This is a genomic window from Exiguobacterium sp. SRB7LM (genome assembly GCF_015712685.1).
Classification (GTDB): Bacteria; Bacillota; Bacilli; order Exiguobacteriales; family Exiguobacteriaceae; genus Exiguobacterium; species Exiguobacterium profundum.
The window spans coordinates 132,768-149,520 of the sequence record NZ_VWVR01000006.1 but is presented as its reverse complement, the minus strand read 5'-3'; the positions used below and the strand labels follow the sequence as shown (position 1 = coordinate 149,520).

Annotated in this window: 17 protein-coding genes; 6 read left to right on the top strand and 11 right to left on the bottom strand. The window is 50.1% G+C overall.

The window, feature by feature from the left end:
• Positions 1-4: 4 nt before the first annotated feature.
• From F3H97_RS01570 to zapA, 4 genes are all read right to left on the bottom strand, one after another.
• Entirely contained in the window at positions 5-2,359 is a 2,355-nt protein-coding gene (locus F3H97_RS01570; RefSeq protein ID WP_196430383.1) for an endonuclease MutS2, read from the bottom strand.
• A 15-nt stretch (positions 2,360-2,374) separates the two neighbouring features.
• Positions 2,375-4,069, bottom strand: a complete 1,695-nt coding sequence (gene polX / locus F3H97_RS01565; protein ID WP_196430382.1) for a DNA polymerase/3'-5' exonuclease PolX — start codon at positions 4,067-4,069, stop codon at positions 2,375-2,377.
• A gap of 67 nt (positions 4,070-4,136) precedes the next feature.
• A complete protein-coding gene (locus F3H97_RS01560) occupies positions 4,137-4,673 on the bottom strand; it encodes a CvpA family protein (RefSeq protein ID WP_196430381.1) in 537 nt (178 codons plus the stop codon).
• Positions 4,674-4,681: 8 nt separating this feature from the next.
• Positions 4,682-4,903, bottom strand: coding sequence for a cell division protein ZapA (gene zapA, locus F3H97_RS01555; RefSeq protein ID WP_015881047.1), 222 nt, complete (start codon positions 4,901-4,903; stop codon positions 4,682-4,684).
• A 217-nt stretch (positions 4,904-5,120) separates the two neighbouring features.
• Here zapA and F3H97_RS01550 point away from each other — a divergent pair, with 217 nt between their 5' ends.
• From F3H97_RS01550 to F3H97_RS01540, 3 genes are all read left to right on the top strand, one after another.
• Complete coding sequence (locus tag F3H97_RS01550) at positions 5,121-6,329, top strand: dicarboxylate/amino acid:cation symporter (RefSeq protein WP_015881046.1); 1,209 nt, start codon at positions 5,121-5,123, stop codon at positions 6,327-6,329.
• Positions 6,330-6,401: 72 nt separating this feature from the next.
• Complete coding sequence (locus F3H97_RS01545) at positions 6,402-7,247, top strand: GNAT family N-acetyltransferase (RefSeq protein ID WP_196430380.1); 846 nt, start codon at positions 6,402-6,404, stop codon at positions 7,245-7,247.
• A 42-nt stretch (positions 7,248-7,289) separates the two neighbouring features.
• The gene (locus F3H97_RS01540; RefSeq protein ID WP_159561936.1) at positions 7,290-7,496 is read left to right on the top strand and encodes a hypothetical protein; all 207 of its coding nucleotides are present in this window, start codon (positions 7,290-7,292) and stop codon (positions 7,494-7,496) included.
• 31 nt (positions 7,497-7,527) lie between these two features.
• Here the strand turns inward: F3H97_RS01540 and F3H97_RS01535 are convergent, their stop codons facing one another.
• Both F3H97_RS01535 and F3H97_RS01530 read right to left on the bottom strand, forming a co-directional pair.
• A complete protein-coding gene (locus F3H97_RS01535) occupies positions 7,528-8,823 on the bottom strand; it encodes a murein hydrolase activator EnvC family protein (RefSeq protein ID WP_196430379.1) in 1,296 nt (431 codons plus the stop codon).
• A 294-nt stretch (positions 8,824-9,117) separates the two neighbouring features.
• Positions 9,118-9,636, bottom strand: a complete 519-nt coding sequence (locus tag F3H97_RS01530; protein ID WP_196430378.1) for a VanZ family protein — start codon at positions 9,634-9,636, stop codon at positions 9,118-9,120.
• 158 nt (positions 9,637-9,794) lie between these two features.
• Here F3H97_RS01530 and F3H97_RS01525 point away from each other — a divergent pair, with 158 nt between their 5' ends.
• Positions 9,795-10,271: a glutathione peroxidase gene (locus F3H97_RS01525; protein ID WP_074037960.1), complete on the top strand. Its 477-nt coding sequence runs from the start codon at positions 9,795-9,797 to the stop codon at positions 10,269-10,271.
• A gap of 33 nt (positions 10,272-10,304) precedes the next feature.
• Here F3H97_RS01525 and F3H97_RS01520 read toward each other — a convergent pair whose 3' ends face one another.
• Together F3H97_RS01520 and F3H97_RS01515 are read right to left on the bottom strand one after the other, a co-directional pair.
• Positions 10,305-11,219, bottom strand: coding sequence for a CAP domain-containing protein (locus tag F3H97_RS01520; RefSeq protein WP_196430377.1), 915 nt, complete (start codon positions 11,217-11,219; stop codon positions 10,305-10,307).
• Positions 11,220-11,232: 13 nt separating this feature from the next.
• Entirely contained in the window at positions 11,233-11,685 is a 453-nt protein-coding gene (locus tag F3H97_RS01515) for a MarR family winged helix-turn-helix transcriptional regulator (RefSeq protein WP_159561931.1), read from the bottom strand.
• A gap of 117 nt (positions 11,686-11,802) precedes the next feature.
• Here F3H97_RS01515 and F3H97_RS01510 point away from each other — a divergent pair, with 117 nt between their 5' ends.
• Together F3H97_RS01510 and F3H97_RS01505 are read left to right on the top strand one after the other, a co-directional pair.
• The gene (locus tag F3H97_RS01510) at positions 11,803-12,216 is read left to right on the top strand and encodes an organic hydroperoxide resistance protein (protein ID WP_015881037.1); all 414 of its coding nucleotides are present in this window, start codon (positions 11,803-11,805) and stop codon (positions 12,214-12,216) included.
• A gap of 92 nt (positions 12,217-12,308) precedes the next feature.
• A complete protein-coding gene (locus F3H97_RS01505) occupies positions 12,309-13,151 on the top strand; it encodes a metallophosphoesterase (protein WP_196430376.1) in 843 nt (280 codons plus the stop codon).
• Between the two features lie 28 nt (positions 13,152-13,179).
• On the opposite strand, the gene F3H97_RS01500 is transcribed toward F3H97_RS01505, so the two are convergent.
• From F3H97_RS01500 to abc-f, 3 genes are all read right to left on the bottom strand, one after another.
• On the bottom strand, positions 13,180-14,082 hold the full coding sequence (locus tag F3H97_RS01500; RefSeq protein WP_196430375.1) for a cation diffusion facilitator family transporter: 903 nt from the start codon (positions 14,080-14,082) through the stop codon (positions 13,180-13,182).
• A gap of 112 nt (positions 14,083-14,194) precedes the next feature.
• Positions 14,195-14,959, bottom strand: a complete 765-nt coding sequence (locus F3H97_RS01495) for a hypothetical protein (RefSeq protein WP_196430374.1) — start codon at positions 14,957-14,959, stop codon at positions 14,195-14,197.
• Between the two features lie 11 nt (positions 14,960-14,970).
• Positions 14,971-16,668 carry a ribosomal protection-like ABC-F family protein gene (abc-f, locus tag F3H97_RS01490; RefSeq protein WP_196430373.1) on the bottom strand — a complete coding sequence of 566 codons (1,698 nt, stop codon included), beginning with the start codon at positions 16,666-16,668 and terminating at the stop codon, positions 14,971-14,973.
• Positions 16,669-16,753: the final 85 nt, after the last annotated feature.

The following is a 16,753-nucleotide window of genomic DNA, read 5'->3' as shown; positions in this document are numbered from 1 at the left end:
CCCCTTACTTCAGTTCGACGACCGTGACACCGAGTCCACCTTCACCCATTCCTCCTGGGCGCTGGCTCTTCACGTGACGATGTCCTTTTAAAAATTCTTGTGTCGCCTGACGCATCGCTCCGGTACCTAATCCGTGGATGATGCGGACGTTATCATAGCCCGACACGAGTGCTTCATCGATATACTTGTCTAGACGCATGAGTCCCTCTTCGACACGAACGCCACGGAGGTCGAGCTCGGACTTCGTCGAGCTCTGACGTTTGAGCGAGCTGCCTTTCGACTGAAGCGACTTCTCTTTCGATGGACCGATCTTCTGAAGGTCGTCCGCTTTAACATTCACTTTCATGATGCCAACTTGGACGTTATACTCATTGTCATTGATTTGTTTCACGATGTAGCCTTTTTGATTGAACGTCGTCACTTTCACTTCTTCGCCCTTACTGAACGTACGTTTCTGCTGGGCTTTTTGTTTCACTTTTTGGATCTTTTTCTCTTGAAGCGTCGGTTTTGCCGATTCGAGCTCTTTCTTCGCCGCGATAATCTCGTGCTCTTTGACGATTCCTTGCTCTCGGAGTTTCTTCAAGCGGTCGATGACTTCGTTCGCCTGACGCTTCGCCTGCTCGACGGCCTTCTCGGCTTTCGCCTCGGCCGCGCTGTACAAGTTGTCGCGCTCGCGCTCGAATTCGGTCATCTTCGCCTCGAACGCCGCCTGCTCTTCTTCGAAGTCATGGCGCTTGACGATGAGCTCTTGCTCGAGTTGCTCGGCGCGTTGTTTCGCCGCTTCAAGCTCATTGATCATCGATTCGACCGACTCCGCGTCACTACCGACGTGGCTACGTGCCTTGTCGATGACTTGCTCAGACAGTCCGAGACGACGACTGATCTCAAAGGCGTTCGAGCGACCCGGTACGCCAATCAAGAGACGGTACGTCGGGCTGAGCGATTCGATATCAAACTCCATCGAGGCGTTCATGACACCTTCGCGGTTATACGCGTAAGCCTTTAGTTCCGAGTAGTGTGTCGTCGCCGCGACACGTGCCCCGCGGCGTTTCACTTCATCTAAGATGGCGATGGCGAGGGCGGCCCCTTCTTGTGGGTCCGTCCCGGCACCGAGCTCATCGAAGAGGACGAGAGACATGAAGTCGATCTTGTCGAGCATGCCGACGATATTCGTCATGTGTGAGCTGAACGTCGAGAGACTCTGTTCAATCGATTGCTCATCCCCGATATCGGCATAGACCGCGTCAAACACGGAAAGCTCTGTCCCAAACTCTGCCGGCACGTAGAGACCTGATTGCACCATCAATTGAAGGAGTCCAATCGTCTTCAATGTGACGGTTTTCCCGCCGGTGTTCGGTCCGGTGATGACGAGTGACGTGTAGTCTTCTCCGAGCTCGACCGTGATCGGCACGACCTCATCTTTCGGGATGAACGGATGACGTGCCTGTTTCAATTTGATCTCTCGATTGTCGTTCAACTTCGGCTCGGTCGCTTTCATCTCTTGTCCGTACGCGACTTTCGCAAAGATGAAGTCGAGTTCGGCCAACACGTCGAGGTTCGTCATGATGGCATCATGGACCCCACCGACCTCGTTTGAGAGAGCACTTAAAATCCGCTCGATTTCAGCACGTTCTTTCAGACGAACTTCTTGAATCTCGTTATTGATGGAGACGATGGCCTGCGGCTCAATGAAGAGTGTCTGACCAGAAGCCGACTGGTCATGGACGATTCCACCAAACGCTTGACGGTACTCTTGTTTGACCGGTACAACATAGCGATCGTTCCGGATTGTGACGATGGCGTCCGAGAGCATCTTCGCATTGTTACGGAGGATGTTGTCGATGCGTGACCGGACACTCCCTTCAAAGCTCCGGAGTTGTGTCCGAAGTCCGCGGAGTTGTGGACTCGCGGAATCTTGGACCGTCCCTTGGTCGTCAATCGCATGACGAATCGCCTGTTCGACCTCGATGAGCTTCGTCAACTTGTCCGCATACTCGTCAAGACGTGGAATGCGAATCTCTTCGTTATCCTCGTGAAGCTTCTCGAAGAAGTTTTTCACTTGGCGTCCGCCATACATGACGGCAGCAACGGCGAGCAATTCGCTCGTCGAGAGGACCGAGCCGATCGCGGCCCGTTTCACTTCCGCACGGACATCCGTGAGGCCACCGAGCGGGAGACGGTCACGGAGTCGAACGACCTCGGTCGCTTCTTTCGTCACGTTCAAATTCGAGAGCACCCGGTCATATGAGTAGTCGGGTTGCATCTTCAGCGCCAAATCTTTTCCGAGCGAGCTCGCCGCGTGACCGGCAAGCTGTTGGCGCAATTTTTCATATTCTAATACGCGTAACGCGTGGTCCATCTAGCATGTTCCTTTCTATCGCTTCGCCGCAAAGAACGCCTTGGCGTCTTCAAACGTGAAGCAGTTGATAATATCCGATGGTTCGAGATAGGCTTTCCGTGCGTGCAACACACCGAGGGCCATGTCTTCCATCATATCTGGGTGGTGCGTATCGGTGTTGATCATCACTTTGACGCCCGCTGCCTTCGCCTTCTTGAGCGTGGAAGCTGTCAAGTCGAGGCGGTTCGGGTTGGCGTTCAACTCGAGCGCCGTCCCTGTCTCTTTAGCGAGTGCGATCAACTTGTCCTCGTCGATCGGATAACCGTCCCGACGACCGATGAGTCGACCTGTTGGATGGGCGATCACGTTGACGTACGGAGAACGGCAGGCGTTCTCGAGACGTGCCATGATTTCGTCGACCGATTGGTCCATCTTCGAATGGATGGAAGCGACGACGTAGTCGAGCGTCTCTAGAAACTCGGGTTCATAGTCGAGTGTCCCGTCAGGACGAATATCCATCTCGACGCCTCGTAACACGTTCATGTCATGTGTCTTCGCGGCTTCTCGGATTTCTTCCCCTTGTGCCTCGAGTCGTTCCTCGGTCAAGCCATTGACGAACGTCAAATACTTCCCGTGGTCGGTGATGGCCATCCATTCATAGCCGCGATCTTTCATCGCTACGACGATCTCGTCGACGGTCAACTTCCCGTCCGACCAGACCGTGTGCATGTGCGCGTCAGCCTTGATGTCCTCGAGCGTGACGAGCTTCGATAAGTCGTGTTCGAACTCTGCATGTCCCTCCCGAAGTTCAGGCGGGATGAAGGGGAGACCGTACCGTTCGAACAGTTCTTCTTCGGTTTCCGGTTGCCACAGTCCGTCTGCTGTCTCGACCCCATATTCGGAAATGGATTCCCCTTTTGCCTTCGCGAGTTGACGCATGCGGACGTTGTGGTCTTTTGATCCCGTGAAATGGTGAAGCGTCGCAGCGAACGCGCCAGGCTCGACCATACGGAAATCGACCGATACCATCTCTTCACGTTCGAGGACGAGCGAGACTTTCGTCTCGCCTGCCGCAATCACTTCGTTGATGAACGGCAAAGCGAGCAGCTTCTCACGTAGCTCAATCGGCTCCTCGGTCGCGATGATGAAGTCAAGGTCCTTACACGTCTCTTCGGCACGGCGGAAGCTTCCTCCGACCGAATGACGCAAGACGAGCGTCTCCTTCTCTAACACCTCATTGATTTCTTCAACGATCGGTCGCATGACTGCATAAGCCAATCGTTCTGGACGTGATTCGAGGTTCTTCGCGGCGGCGAGTAATTTTTCCACACTCTTCGCCCCGAAACCGGGTAGTGATGCAGCCGTCCCGTCTTCGAGTACACGGATGAGCGACTCCAAGTCGACGACACCGATTTCACGGAGTTTAGCGAGTTTCTTCCCACCGAGCCCTTGAATTTTCAAGAGCTTCATCAAACCGAACGGAATCTCTTCTTGCAGTGCTTCAAGTACTTCACTGCGTCCTGTGTCTCGATACTCTTCAAGGACTGCAGCCGTCCCTTTCCCGATTCCTGAGATGGACGTCAAGTCGTCGATGTCCTCGAGTTCAAGGTCCGTGTTCTCGAGCGCTGTCGCCGCCTTGCGGAACGCATTGATTTTGAACGGGTTCTCCCCTTTGATCTCCATATATTGCGCGATTTTTTCGAGCAACATCATCGCTTCTACTTTATTCATATGCTTCCCCCTCTTCACACAGAAAAGACCGAGACACAAGCACTAGCTTGCATTCCGGCCTGTCGTGTCACAACATCTTATTTGAAAACCAATCCGATAGATATGGCGTGTCTTGAATGATATATGTCGCTAGCGACGATTTGTCGACGGCGTTTTGAACGCTCGCCACCGGCACGAACGCAATCACCCAAAGGATGAAGAATGTGATGACATATGCCTCGAAGAATCCGAGGACAGCTCCGATCACACCTTTTAATTGGCGTAAAATTGGCAAGTCCGTCAAGAAGTCAAGCATCGCCAAGATGAGATGCAAGACGAGTTTCGTAATGAGGAACAAGACGACGAACCAAAAGACGTTATAAAATGTCATCTCAATCCCTGAAAGGGAATTGAGGTCCAATACGCCACCCGGGAGCGTTCCGTCGAGCTGAGACGGATACGGGATCCACAGCTTGAACGCTTCGGCTAACTCTTTATAGTACGTATTGGCGACGAGAAAACTGATGATGAGCGCGACCCAATGGCCGAGCTGTAGAATCGCGCCACGACGGAAGCCGTTGACGATTCCGATAAACAAGAAAAACAGTATAAGTAGCGTAACCATGGATTGAATTATTCTCCCATATTTCGTTTAGTTTTGACGTGGTCGCTCGCGATTTGAATCGCAGCCAAGACCGCTGCCTGACGAGCATCTAGATGAGGGGATTGTTCACGAATTTCGCGGATCTTACTGTCGACCAAAAAGCCTACTTCCCTCACGTGGTCAGCGGGTTCTTCGCTTACGATCGTATAGTCTTGACCCGCAATGTGAATCGTTGTTCGTTGTAACTGCACGCGCACCCCTCCTTTACGTCTGTCAGAATTAATCATAACATCGTTTTTATATTAGGAAAAGGAGAAGCCCCTTCCCTTGATATGTACAACATTTTCTAATACCCTTCTAAACAGTTGTCAAACGTCTTTCTTTAGAAAAATTGTAAGAGAAGGTGGCAACATTCCGTAAAATGTGCGAAAATATCAACTATTCAAACAAACAGAAAGGGTGATTGATTTGAAATTACGTATTGGCCTCTTAGGTCGCATCATCATCGCGATCGCTTTCGGTATTTTACTCGGGAGCATCGTACCAGAAAGTCAGAACTGGATCGTTCGGACGTTCGTGACGTTCAACACGGTCTTCGGGCAGTTCTTAGGCTTTGCTATTCCATTGATTATTCTTGCTTTTATCATCCCGGGTATCGGGGAACTTGGAAAAGGAGCAGGAAAGCTGGTCGGACTCACAGCACTCATCGCTTACGCATCAACCATCATCGCCGGAACATTAGCATACTTTGCAACAAGCAATTTGTTCCCGCAAATTTTGACACGGTCGACGACAGGAGCCGAAAATCCAGAAGAAGCCTTGTTGAAAGGGTTCATGGAATTTGAGATTCCACCTGTATTCGGTGTCATGACCGCACTTATCTTAGCTTTCGTCATCGGAATCGGGATTGCCGCGATCGAAAGCAAACGGTCACTCGACCTCGCCATGGATTTCCGCGATATCATCGAACTCTTAATCAGTAAAGTCATTATTCCATTACTTCCAATCCACATCGCCGGAATTTTCATGAACATGACGTACGCTGGTCAAGTCGCTGAGATCCTATCGGTCTTCTCGCTCGTCTTCGTCACAATCATCGTCCTTCATTTGACGATGCTCATGATTCAGTATTCAATCGCAGGTGGTCTCAACAAAGAGAATCCGTTCAAGTTGCTCAAGACGATGATGCCGGCTTACTTCACAGCCATCGGGACGCAATCATCGGCCGCGACGATCCCAGTCACGCTTCGCCAAGCGAAGTTGAACAACACGGACGAAGGTGTCGCGAACTTCGTCATCCCGCTCTCGGCAACGATCCATTTGTCAGGGTCGACAATCACACTCACATCGGTCGGTGTCGCGCTCATGTACTTGAACGGCATGCCGATGTCTTACGCCATCGTGCTTCCATTCATCCTTGCACTCGGTGTGACGATGATTGCAGCACCAGGTGTACCGGGTGGAGCCGTCATGGCATCGCTTGGATTGTTTGGCTCGATCCTCGGGTTCGACGCAACGATGCAAAGCTTGGTCATCGCGCTCTATTTGGCACAAGATAGCTTCGGGACAGCGACAAACGTCACGGGTGACGGTGCCATCGCGAAGATTATCCACTACTTCAAACACAACACAAAACTTCTCGACAACACGTCATCGAAACAAGAAGATATCGCATAATGAACGACTTATAAACGGGCAAGCCATCAGGTTTGTCCGTTTTTGTCTACATATAATAAAGGAGAGATACATATGGAATGGATGGAATGGAAAGACCCTGATCACTTCTCAGACCGCGTCATGACGGCATTACTCGACGAGGAGGCAAAGAATAGCCTCATGATCGGCGTCTTGAATAACGTCAAACAAGGAATCTATGAAACGTTTCATCAGTTCACAGTCGAAGAGGACGGAGAGCTTCTCGCCATCCTCCAAGTGACACCACCGCATCCACTTCACTATATCGTCGTGAAGACGGAGCGCTCGGACCTCCTCCCGTCTTTCATCATCCCCCACCTGTTGAAAGAAGAAGTCCCCTTCTCGGAAGTCGTATCGGAACGACAGCAGGCGGAACGTTTTGCGAAAGCGTGGCAAGAGATTACATCTGGGACGAGCGAGATGTTCATGTCCCAAGGTCTGTATCGCCTCGACAGCGTGAAAGACATCGACATGGCAAAAGGCCACATGCGAGAAGCGACGATTGCCGATCAGGCGCAGCTTGAGGCTTGGTATATTGCCTTCGAAACTGAATCAGGTCTCCGATCATCTCCACCAGAGAAGGTGACGAAGGCTGTACAGACGATGCTCGACAGGGAAGAAGCTGTCTTTTGGGAAGTCGATGGACAGGTCGTCTCGTGTGCGAAACGCGCACGTCCAACCGAGAACGGAATCACTGTTTCGTTCGTCTACACATCACCTAGTGCACGAGGAAAAGGGTATGCACGAAGTCTCGTCGCCGACCTCAGCCGACAGCTACTCGAGACAAAATCATTCTGCGTCCTCTACACTGACTTGACGAACCCGACGTCGAACAAAATCTATCGGGAAGTCGGTTACCAACAAATCATGGACTCTGCCTGGGTCCGACTCGCTAGATGAAACACATCGCCTCCCCTATACTAATAGAGGAGGCGATTTTTCATGAACAGATTATTCGGTTGGTGGCTACGTATCCCGCGACAAATCCGAGTGACCGCTTTGACACTTGTCACGCTCGCGATACTCGGCTATATGGTGTTCCTCGGGGGCCGGAGCATGCTCGATGACCCAAACTTCGATACGCTATGGCTCAGCGTCATCGGTGCCGCACTCTTGACGTTCATCGTCTATCAGGCAACAAAAAAGTGATCGACGCGTTCGTCGATCACTGTCTTTGTGTTTAGAAGAATGATGCTGGGTTAACTGTGCTTCCCGCGCTCGATGAAGAGTACGAATAGCCGCCACGATGAATCTCGAAGTGAAGGTGTGAACCTGTCGAGTTCCCTGTGCTACCCATGCCGCCAAGGTTTTGTCCTTGTGACACGCGTTGACCCGCAGAAACTGATACCGAGCTCATGTGAGCGTATACTGTCGTCCATACTTGCCCGTTGATCACGTGTGCAATCATGACATGGTTTCCGTATGCGCCACCCCAACCTGCACGGAGGACCGTACCTGTTTGTGCTGCATAGATCGGTGTACCGACTGGACCTGCGATATCAAGACCGTTGTGGAACGAGTAGCCGTTCGCACCGCTTGCTGGACCCCATCCTTGTGAGAGGCGACCGCTTGCTGGACGTTGGAACATGCCACCGCTTGCTGGTGCAGACGCTACCGGTGCTGTTGAAGCACTTGAACCGCTATTCGAGCTTGAACCTTGTTGCTTTTTCGCCGCCGCAGCTGCTGCCGCTGCACGACGTGCTTCTTCTTCAGCACGACGTTGCGCTTCGATTTCTGATTGAATCGCTTGTTCTTGAGCTTTGAGCGTATCTTCCATCTCTTGAAGGCTCATGAGTTTCGATTCGAACTTCACTTTTTCAGCTTCAAGTTTCTTGATTTTCGCAGCGCGCTCTTTCATTTTTTGATCGAGCTCTTTCTGACGTTTTTCAAGTTCTTCTTTTTGCTTCACGAGTGAATCGCGCTCTGCTTTCAAATCAGCTTGCGCTTTCGCGAGTTTTTCTTTCGTTGCTTCGTATTCTTCGAAGATTTGTTGGTCGTTCTCTTGGATTGTACCAGCTGTGATCATGCGTGTGATCAAATCACCGAAGTCTTTAGAACCGAAGATGAACTCAGCCCAATTGACTGACGAGCCACCGTTCTTTTGCATCGTCGCCATACGATCTTTCATAAGATCTTCTTGTGCTTTCATTTTCGCTTCGTACTTTTTAATTTGTGCTTGAAGCTTTTTAATTTTTTCTTCAGTTGCACGAATCTCAGCTTTTTTCTGAGCGACATCGTTGATGACGTCTTGGAGTTCAGCATCTAACTTGTTGATCTCTTGCTGCTCTTTGCTGATGGCTTGCTCACGTGATTGAATCGAAGAGTTTGCTTTCGACTGTTCACTGCTATTCTTTTGTCGTTGTTCTTGTACTTTCTTCTGCTTCTCTGTAAGTGAGGCTGCATAAGTCGGTGACGTTCCGCCGATCAAGAGTGCGCCTAGAGTGACTGTTGCTGCAAATTTCTTCAAGTTACCCAATGTGCTTCCCTCCGCTGATTCCCGTGTAGTTTTTATCTATAGTCGTGCAATTATTTTTTATAAGATAAGTCGCGACATTTCGTTCGCTCTGTGACTCATTATAGCAATCTAAACCAAAAGTTATTTTACACTTATATTTCATTCGTATGACATTGACCTAATTTAGGTTTTATCCTTTAAAAAACGTGGGTATAGACAATATTTTGTTTGGTTCGTTGTCACAAAATAGTTTTAAAAAGAAAAAAAGCACTTCAAGAAAGCGCTTTTCACATAGTAACCCATTCATTTGTTTGACTACCTTAAGGCAACATAACCGGCCCGTTTGCTATTTTTCCGTTTCGAACGAAGGAATAACAACCCACCGAATAAGATGACACCTGCGGCAGCACCCGTACTATCCAAAAGGACATCTTCTAACAGCGCGGTCCGTTCAGGAGTCAAACTCTGATGATACTCATCAAAAATCGCCACCGTGTTCGCAAGTGCCCAGGCGAAGAGTAAGTTCAGTCCCGCATGAAGATTCGTTCGCGAGATGGCCTTTACGAATAATGCACCGAGAACGAGGAACGTGACGACATGTGCCGTCTTCCGCATAAAGAACTCAATCAATCCTGTCGTCCCCAACGTATCGAGCGAGATTTCTTTTCCTGCATAGTCGAACTGCACGTTCGCTAGCGTCGGTTCGATCCAGCTCCAATTGAATCGCTCGAGTGGCGAAACGATAGACTGGTCCGAGTAAGGCGTCGCACTTGATAAAAAGAGTCCGATTAAAATAAGCGCAATCCATATAAATTCATTTTTTAAAAATCGCATAACACCGTTCCTTTCTACAACGTTTTTCATTATACGGATTCTTTCTTCGGAATGATGTAACAGCGACATCATGATTTCATAACAATTTGATTGCACGCAACGCGTTCAAGTTCGAGTCTGTCTCCTTCTCTTGGTATACTACAAAAAAAGGGGGAATTATCATGATTTATGATTTTGAAGCAGTAGACATGAAAGGACAATTACAACCGTTAGCTACATATAGAGGCGACGTCTTACTCATCGTCAACACGGCGAGCAAATGTGGATTCACACCGCAGCTCGAAGGCCTCGAGTCACTTTACAACACCTATAAAGGACAGGGCCTACAAATCTTAGGTTTCCCGTGCAACCAGTTCGGTCATCAAGACCCGGGCTCCAATGAAGAAATTCAAGAGTTCTGTCAACTGAATTACGGGGTATCGTTCCCGATGTTCGCGAAAGTCGACGTGAACGGCAAGGATGCCCACCCACTCTTCACCTATCTCTCAAAAGAAGCGCCCGGGCTTCTCGGGTCGAAGGCGATCAAATGGAACTTCACGAAGTTCTTAGTCGATCGTGATGGAAACGTCATCGAGCGCTTTTCGCCACAGACGACACCGGCTGAAATTGAGGATGCGGTGAAGAAACTCATCTAATATCAAAAAGGATGGCTCCGAAGAGTCATCCTTTTAAAGTGGTGTGATGAAGTTAATTGTATAGAAAGGACTACCGTCGTCGTTGTAAGCGAGCCCAACGGCAGCATGGGTGAAGCGCGGCTGCATGATGTTCTCACGATGCCCTTTCGAGTTCATGAGTCCCCAATGCGCATGGAACACGCTCATCTGTCCCATCGCCAAGTTTTCGCCGGCCATCGAATACGAAAGTCCTGCTTCATCCATTCGATCGAACGGGTCTTGTCCTTCCGGGTCTGTATGGCTAAAGAAATCGTTTTCTGCCATGTTTTGACTATGCGCCCGTACGACCGGATAGAGCGGTTCATAGTCGGCTAAAGCGTTCAATTCAAACTTTTCGCGATCCCAGTTCATGAGGATGCGCATCAACTGCTCATTGGCGACCGTTCCCTCTTTCGACAAATCACCATAGTACCCCTCACTCGCCTCTTCGACACGGCGGTCGACCGACAAGATCCCTTTCAGGAGGTCATCATCATGCTGGTCAAAAAAGAAAGTGACATACTGACCATCGATTGCAAAAACGGAAAACGATGGATCGTCCGGAATCAAGTATCGATTCAATCCCTTATTATACGAAGTCACCGCCTCGAAGCCGATGTCCTCGACTTGATCACGAGTCGTTTCATTCAGTACGAGACCTCGATACGTGCTGCCTGTCTCGAACTGATAGAATCCTTTTTTCGCACCGTCCTCATCAATCAGTTCAAGTCCGCGGTCACCACCACGTTCGACCAAATACCAGTCATGCCCGGCATACTGACTTGCGAACTTTGGCGCGTCTGTCGCTCGTTCGGTCGCCACCTCAGACTCAACCTGAATGCTCGTCGGGGCAGAGACGTTCGGCATCTCATATTGCCAAGCCATATAAAGTCCAATCCCCATCAAGAGGATGATCAATTTTCGAAACATGGCTCCTCCTTCCTTACTGCTCGCGCTGACGCTCCCCGAAATCGTGTAGTCTCGTCTTGATATCGGTAAGCATCTCCATGTATGCGACATACGTCGCTTCGTCTATATTCAGCATACCACTTACTTGTAGCGGTACATTCGCCGCCTGCTCACGCAACGCGCTACCGCTCTCGGTCAAACGAACGATGATTTTTCGTTCGTCGTCCGTCGCACGACTCTTCTCAACATAGCCGATTTGGATTAGCCGTTTGACGAGCGGCGACAATGTCCCAGAGTCGAGGGTCAACCGCGATCCGAGTTGTCGCAAATCGATTCCATCCTCTTCCCATAAGACAAGCATCACGAGATATTGACTATACGTCAGGTTTAGCGGTGCTAAAATTGGGCGATATAACCGGGTAAGCTCTTTTGAGGCGGTATACAATTGAAAACAGATTTGATGTTCTAACTTTAACGATTGGTCCATACTTAATCCTCCGTACTCTTCTTTAGCCAAGCATATCACTTGCGAAACTTTTTGACTGCTTTATAATTTAAATTGTGCACAACTTAATTGTCAAAAACGAAATGGAGGAATTCAATCATGAAATCACTATTCACAGCATCAGCAACAGCAATCGGTGGCCGCGAAGGTCACGTGAAATCAACTGACGGCGTCATCGACATGAACGTCTCGATGCCTGGCGCGAAACACGTAGACGGTGCGACAAACCCGGAACAACTTTTCGCAGCTGGCTATGCGGCTTGCTTCGGTAGTGCCCTCAACCTCATCATCGGAAAAGAACGTGTGAAGACAGACGGTTCAAGCGTCACAGGTCACGTCACATTAAACCAAAACGATGAAGGGTTCTTCATTTCAGTCGAACTTGAAGTCGAAATCAAAGGTGTCGACCAAGCGACAGCAGAGCGCCTTGTCGAAGAAGCACACCAAGTGTGTCCTTATTCAAAAGCAACGCGCGGCAATGTCGACGTCAAATTGACAGCGAAAGCTGCATAACATTCATCCCGCTCTCTGGAGCGGGATTTTTTTTGCTTAACCCTGCCTATCAGAGTAAGATAGAGACACGATTAAGGAAGGAGGGAGCACTGATGAAGAAACATAAATCGACTCTTCTTTTTGTTGCACTTGGCATCTTGTTGTTCACGGCGACGTACAATGGGTTGACCGTCCGGACGTATGATGTGACGTCCGATAAACTGTCAGCAGACAAGTCTCTCCGCATCGTGCTCCTCTCCGACTTACACAGCGCCTCATACGGTTATAAACAGTCGATTTTGATCGATGAGGTTCGTGCACAGAAACCAGACCTCATCGCTTTACCGGGCGATTTACTCGACCGATATCGTTCACCTGAACCCGCATTCGAACTAATCGAGGGGCTTGAAGGGATTGCGCCGATGTATTTCGTGACCGGCAACCATGAAATCGATGGATCGGATGACTATGTCCGTCACAATGTGAAAGACGTGTTTCGCTCATACGGTGTCAACGTTCTCGAAGACGAATGGGAGACGGTCACCATCAATGGGATTGAACTCGTCATCGGCGGTTTAGAAGACCCTCTTCGTGGGTTCAGAGAAAATATTTATACAGATTGGGATGCGGAGTCGACTGCGGCGATGCAGGAGATTGCCCCGGACGAGACGTTCAAGGTGCTTCTCTCCCACCGTGCCGAGCAAATCGACACGTATGCTAAACTTCCATTCGACCTCGTCTTGTCCGGACATGCTCATGGCGGGCAAGTGAGGATCCCTTACTTGATGAACGGATTATTTGCACCCGATCAAGGATTCTTTCCTAAATATGCAGGCGGACTCTATGAACATGAGACGTTCACCCATGTGATCGGCCGAGGATTCAATTACAGCTTCAACATCCCACGTATTTACAATCCACCAGAGATTGTCGTGATCGATGTGAACGGAAAATAACGGACACTCAAGCGAGTGTCCGTTTTTCTTACCAGATGATTCGTTCTTCACAACATTGTCGTTCCCGCTCAATCTGGACCGTCGAACGTTCGAACTTCCCGTATTTCCGGATTCGTTCCGTCACTTGTCTCAAGACGTCTTGATCATCCGTATCTTCTCCAATCAACACGTGACACGTCGCTGCATGCTCGCTCGATGAGATAGACCAGACATGAAGATCGTGCACTTCTTTCACCCCGTCAACCTTCGCAATCTCTTCTTGCATCGCCCGGACGTCAATCTGTTCCGGCGACCCTTCCATCAAGATATGAATGGCGTCACGCGTCACCCGATAACCACTGATTAAAATCAAAATCGCGACAAAGGCGCTCGCGACCGGGTCCGCCCACGTCCATCCGAACAACATGATGAGGATGGCTGCCGTGATGGCTCCGACCGAGCCGAGCAAATCCCCGAATACGTGCAACAACGCACTCTTCACGTTCAAATTATCTTTCTCCCCGCGCATTAAAATCCAGGCGGCAAGGATGTTGACGAGTAGCCCGATGATGGCGACGACAAGCATCCCACCACTTAGAATTTCTGGTGGCGCGCTGATTCGTTGGTATGCCTCGACAAGAATATAGACCGAGATGACGAGTAGTGTCACCCCATTGATGAATGCCGCTAGTATTTCAAAACGTCGATACCCGAACGTTCGACTTGGCGTCGCCGCTTTCGCCCCAAATCGGACAGCGAGGAAACTGAGTCCTAACGCCGCCGCATCTCCTAGCATATGCCCCGCATCCGATAACAGCGCCAAACTGTTCGTCCATAGTCCGCCGATCACTTCGACGACCATGAACGCCGCAATCAAGAGAAAGGCGAGTAATAGCGCCCGCTGATTCGTCGAATGATGGTGATGGTGGTCGTGATCATGATGATGTCCCATAACTGACTCCTCCTTCTACTGTTTATCTTATTCCATTTTAACCAAACATTCAAACGTTCATTTGAATGAAAAACGATAAAAAAACGGGAGAAATGAACTCTCCCGCTTTGTCTTATTTTTGCTCTAGGCGGACGCGCATGACGCCGCTATAAGGGAACAGTTTCAATTGGACCGTCTCACCCTCGAACCAGATTCCGGTCGCTTGTTCGCGAGTCGGTTGTACGTCTGGTGTCGCGATGGCTTGCTTGTCCCAATCAACTGCCCGTACTTTTTGGTCCCGGACCATGAGGAAAAATCCATCATAGAAATGATACTCGTTCACTTGGTCACGTTGAACGGCAGAAGGACTGCCGAGCTCCGCACGGACGGTTTCGAGATCTTTTCCAATCCAGTCAAGGACGGACTCCGAAGCGTTCGGGACGACTTGTTGCCAAGCGGCAATCACCTCGTCATCCGATAAAGCTGTCGCCTCTGTCGTCACACTCTCTTCTGTGACCCAGCCGGTCAACCGCTCGGTCAACTGAACTTTCACAAATCCACTTACCGTCTCCAACCGTTCAAATCGATCACCCAAGTCGGCTTCATAAACGACCGTGACCCGGTCATCCGCGTATACTTTCGTATACGGTTGTTCGATATAGATGGTATCTGTCGATTCGGTCTCAGCATCAGCATCAGCCGGTTGTTCCGACTCGGAGTCGACCATTTCCGTGGCAATCTCATCAGATTCCGGTAAAGCCGAGTCCTGTTTTTTGTCAATCAGTGCCGCGAACGCGATGATCCCGACCAAGGCGAGCATTAATGCCAATGCCGTCGTGATACGGAACACGCGTTTACGCTTCCGCGTCGTCGCACGCGACAATCTTCCTCCATTCATGTTCTTCACTCCTACTCGATTCGATTCATTTCACTCGTTTCGTCAAATGGTAGGAGGTTTCCTGCTTCATCAAAAAATTTCAATTCATCTTTTGTCAATTCGTCCATCGTTCTGACCATTTGTTCGACATCGACCGGTTCATCACGCTCATCGTTCTCACGTATGACAATGTGCTCTCCTAATTCAATCGTGCGCGAAGTCAGACGATGAAAGTAGCGGTCGTGGGAAATCAACAATAATCCACCCGGATAGACGGATAAGGCCGCCTCGATTTGTTCGCGTGTCGCCACATCTAAATAGTTCGTCGGTTCATCTAATGCCAACAGATGGGCATCCGAGAAGTACAAGATGAGAAACGCGATTCGACACTTTTCCCCCATGCTCGCCTCGGTAATCGGTCGGTGCACTTCATCTCGCCGGAACAAGAAGTGAGCGAGCAACGTCCGCGCCTCCGTCTCTCCGATCTCACTATTGGCAAGTAACGCCTCAAGTAACGTCCCGGTCTCCGGAAGACGCTCGAGCGTTTGTGAGAAATATCCGATCTTCAGACGAGGATGTCGCTTGATCACACCAGAGTGTGGTACTCGCTCACCGATCAGCACGTTTAATAATGTCGTTTTTCCGCTTCCGTTTGGTCCGGTAATCGAGATCCGCTCTCCTTTATTTATCGAGAAGGAAAACGGTTCATAGAACGGCTTGTCGTATCCAAACGTCACATCCTCACACGTCAGCCACGTCTTCGCTTCGAGCTCATCCGCCGCAAAACGGACGGAGATGGATTTCTCCTCTTTTGGTTTTTGTGGACGATTGTCTTCGAGCTGCCTTAACTTCTGTTCTCTCGCCTTCATTTTGACTGCGAGATTGGCCGCTCCCTTTTGCGCTCCCGGACTGCGGACACTCGCTGTCGCTTTTGCCTTTAAGTGCCACCCTTTATATTGGGCGATCATCTCAAGAAGTTCTGCCTTTCGGCTCTCATATCGAGCATGTGCTCGCTCGTCGCGTACGCGTTCTTCTTCTTTTTGATGTTTATACGCCGTATAATTTCCCGGATATCGTGTAACCTGTCCGTCCGACAGTTCAAGAATTGTCGTTGCGACATCGTCCATCAGTTGACGGTCGTGTGAGATGATGAGCACCGTTCCCTTGAACTGGTTTAACCACTTCGTCAGCCAGTCGATCGACTCAAGATCGAGATGGTTCGTCGGTTCGTCGAGCAGGACGAGGTCCACCCGCTTCATCGTCAGTGTTGAGAGCTGAGCTCGCGTCTTCTCGCCTCCGCTTAGCTCATTAATGTTTCGGAAGAGGTGCTCCTCCAGCCCAAGTCGAGTCAATGCTCTTGTCGCCTCTTGTTCCAAGTTGTACACATCGAGTGCGAGCGCCCGTTCATAGGAGCGCATGACACGCATCTCGTCACCAGAAGAAACATCTTCATAGAGCGCATATCGTTCAGGATCACTGCGCATCGTCCACTCAAGTACGGTCATATCTGTCGACTCGATCGTCTGCCGGACGAGCCCGATCTCGCCTTGACGTTCAATCGTCCCCGCTTGCGGGGTCAACTCCCCTGTCACGAGTCGGAAAAGTGTCGTCTTCCCGCTCCCGTTCAGTCCAAATAATACGGCACGCTCTCCAGCCGCGACCTCGAACGAGACCGCGTCAAATAATGGTTTCCGGTCATAGTCAAACCGGACTTGTTTTACTGCTAACATCTGTTTCACCTCGCTTATGAATCCGATACGCGATGAAACAAAAAACACCATCCGCTTCAAAGCGGTGGTGTGAAGGAATCCGTTC

Bases quoted from the DNA above. Each gene is read 5' to 3' on its own strand.
- F3H97_RS01545 (WP_196430380.1), top strand. From the start codon at position 6,402: ATGGAATGGATGGAATGGAAAGACCCTGATCACTTCTCAGACCGCGTC.
- F3H97_RS01560 (WP_196430381.1), bottom strand. From the start codon at position 4,673: ATGGTTACGCTACTTATACTGTTTTTCTTGTTTATCGGAATCGTCAAC.
- F3H97_RS01515 (WP_159561931.1), bottom strand. From the start codon at position 11,685: ATGGACCAATCGTTAAAGTTAGAACATCAAATCTGTTTTCAATTGTAT.
- polX (WP_196430382.1), bottom strand. From the start codon at position 4,069: ATGAATAAAGTAGAAGCGATGATGTTGCTCGAAAAAATCGCGCAATAT.
- F3H97_RS01570 (WP_196430383.1), bottom strand. From the start codon at position 2,359: ATGGACCACGCGTTACGCGTATTAGAATATGAAAAATTGCGCCAACAG.
- F3H97_RS01495 (WP_196430374.1), bottom strand. From the start codon at position 14,959: ATGAATGGAGGAAGATTGTCGCGTGCGACGACGCGGAAGCGTAAACGC.
- F3H97_RS01540 (WP_159561936.1), top strand. From the start codon at position 7,290: ATGAACAGATTATTCGGTTGGTGGCTACGTATCCCGCGACAAATCCGA.
- F3H97_RS01500 (WP_196430375.1), bottom strand. From the start codon at position 14,082: ATGGGACATCATCATGATCACGACCACCATCACCATCATTCGACGAAT.
- F3H97_RS01510 (WP_015881037.1), top strand. From the start codon at position 11,803: ATGAAATCACTATTCACAGCATCAGCAACAGCAATCGGTGGCCGCGAA.
- F3H97_RS01520 (WP_196430377.1), bottom strand. From the start codon at position 11,219: ATGTTTCGAAAATTGATCATCCTCTTGATGGGGATTGGACTTTATATG.
- F3H97_RS01530 (WP_196430378.1), bottom strand. From the start codon at position 9,636: ATGCGATTTTTAAAAAATGAATTTATATGGATTGCGCTTATTTTAATC.
- abc-f (WP_196430373.1), bottom strand. From the start codon at position 16,668: ATGTTAGCAGTAAAACAAGTCCGGTTTGACTATGACCGGAAACCATTA.
- F3H97_RS01505 (WP_196430376.1), top strand. From the start codon at position 12,309: ATGAAGAAACATAAATCGACTCTTCTTTTTGTTGCACTTGGCATCTTG.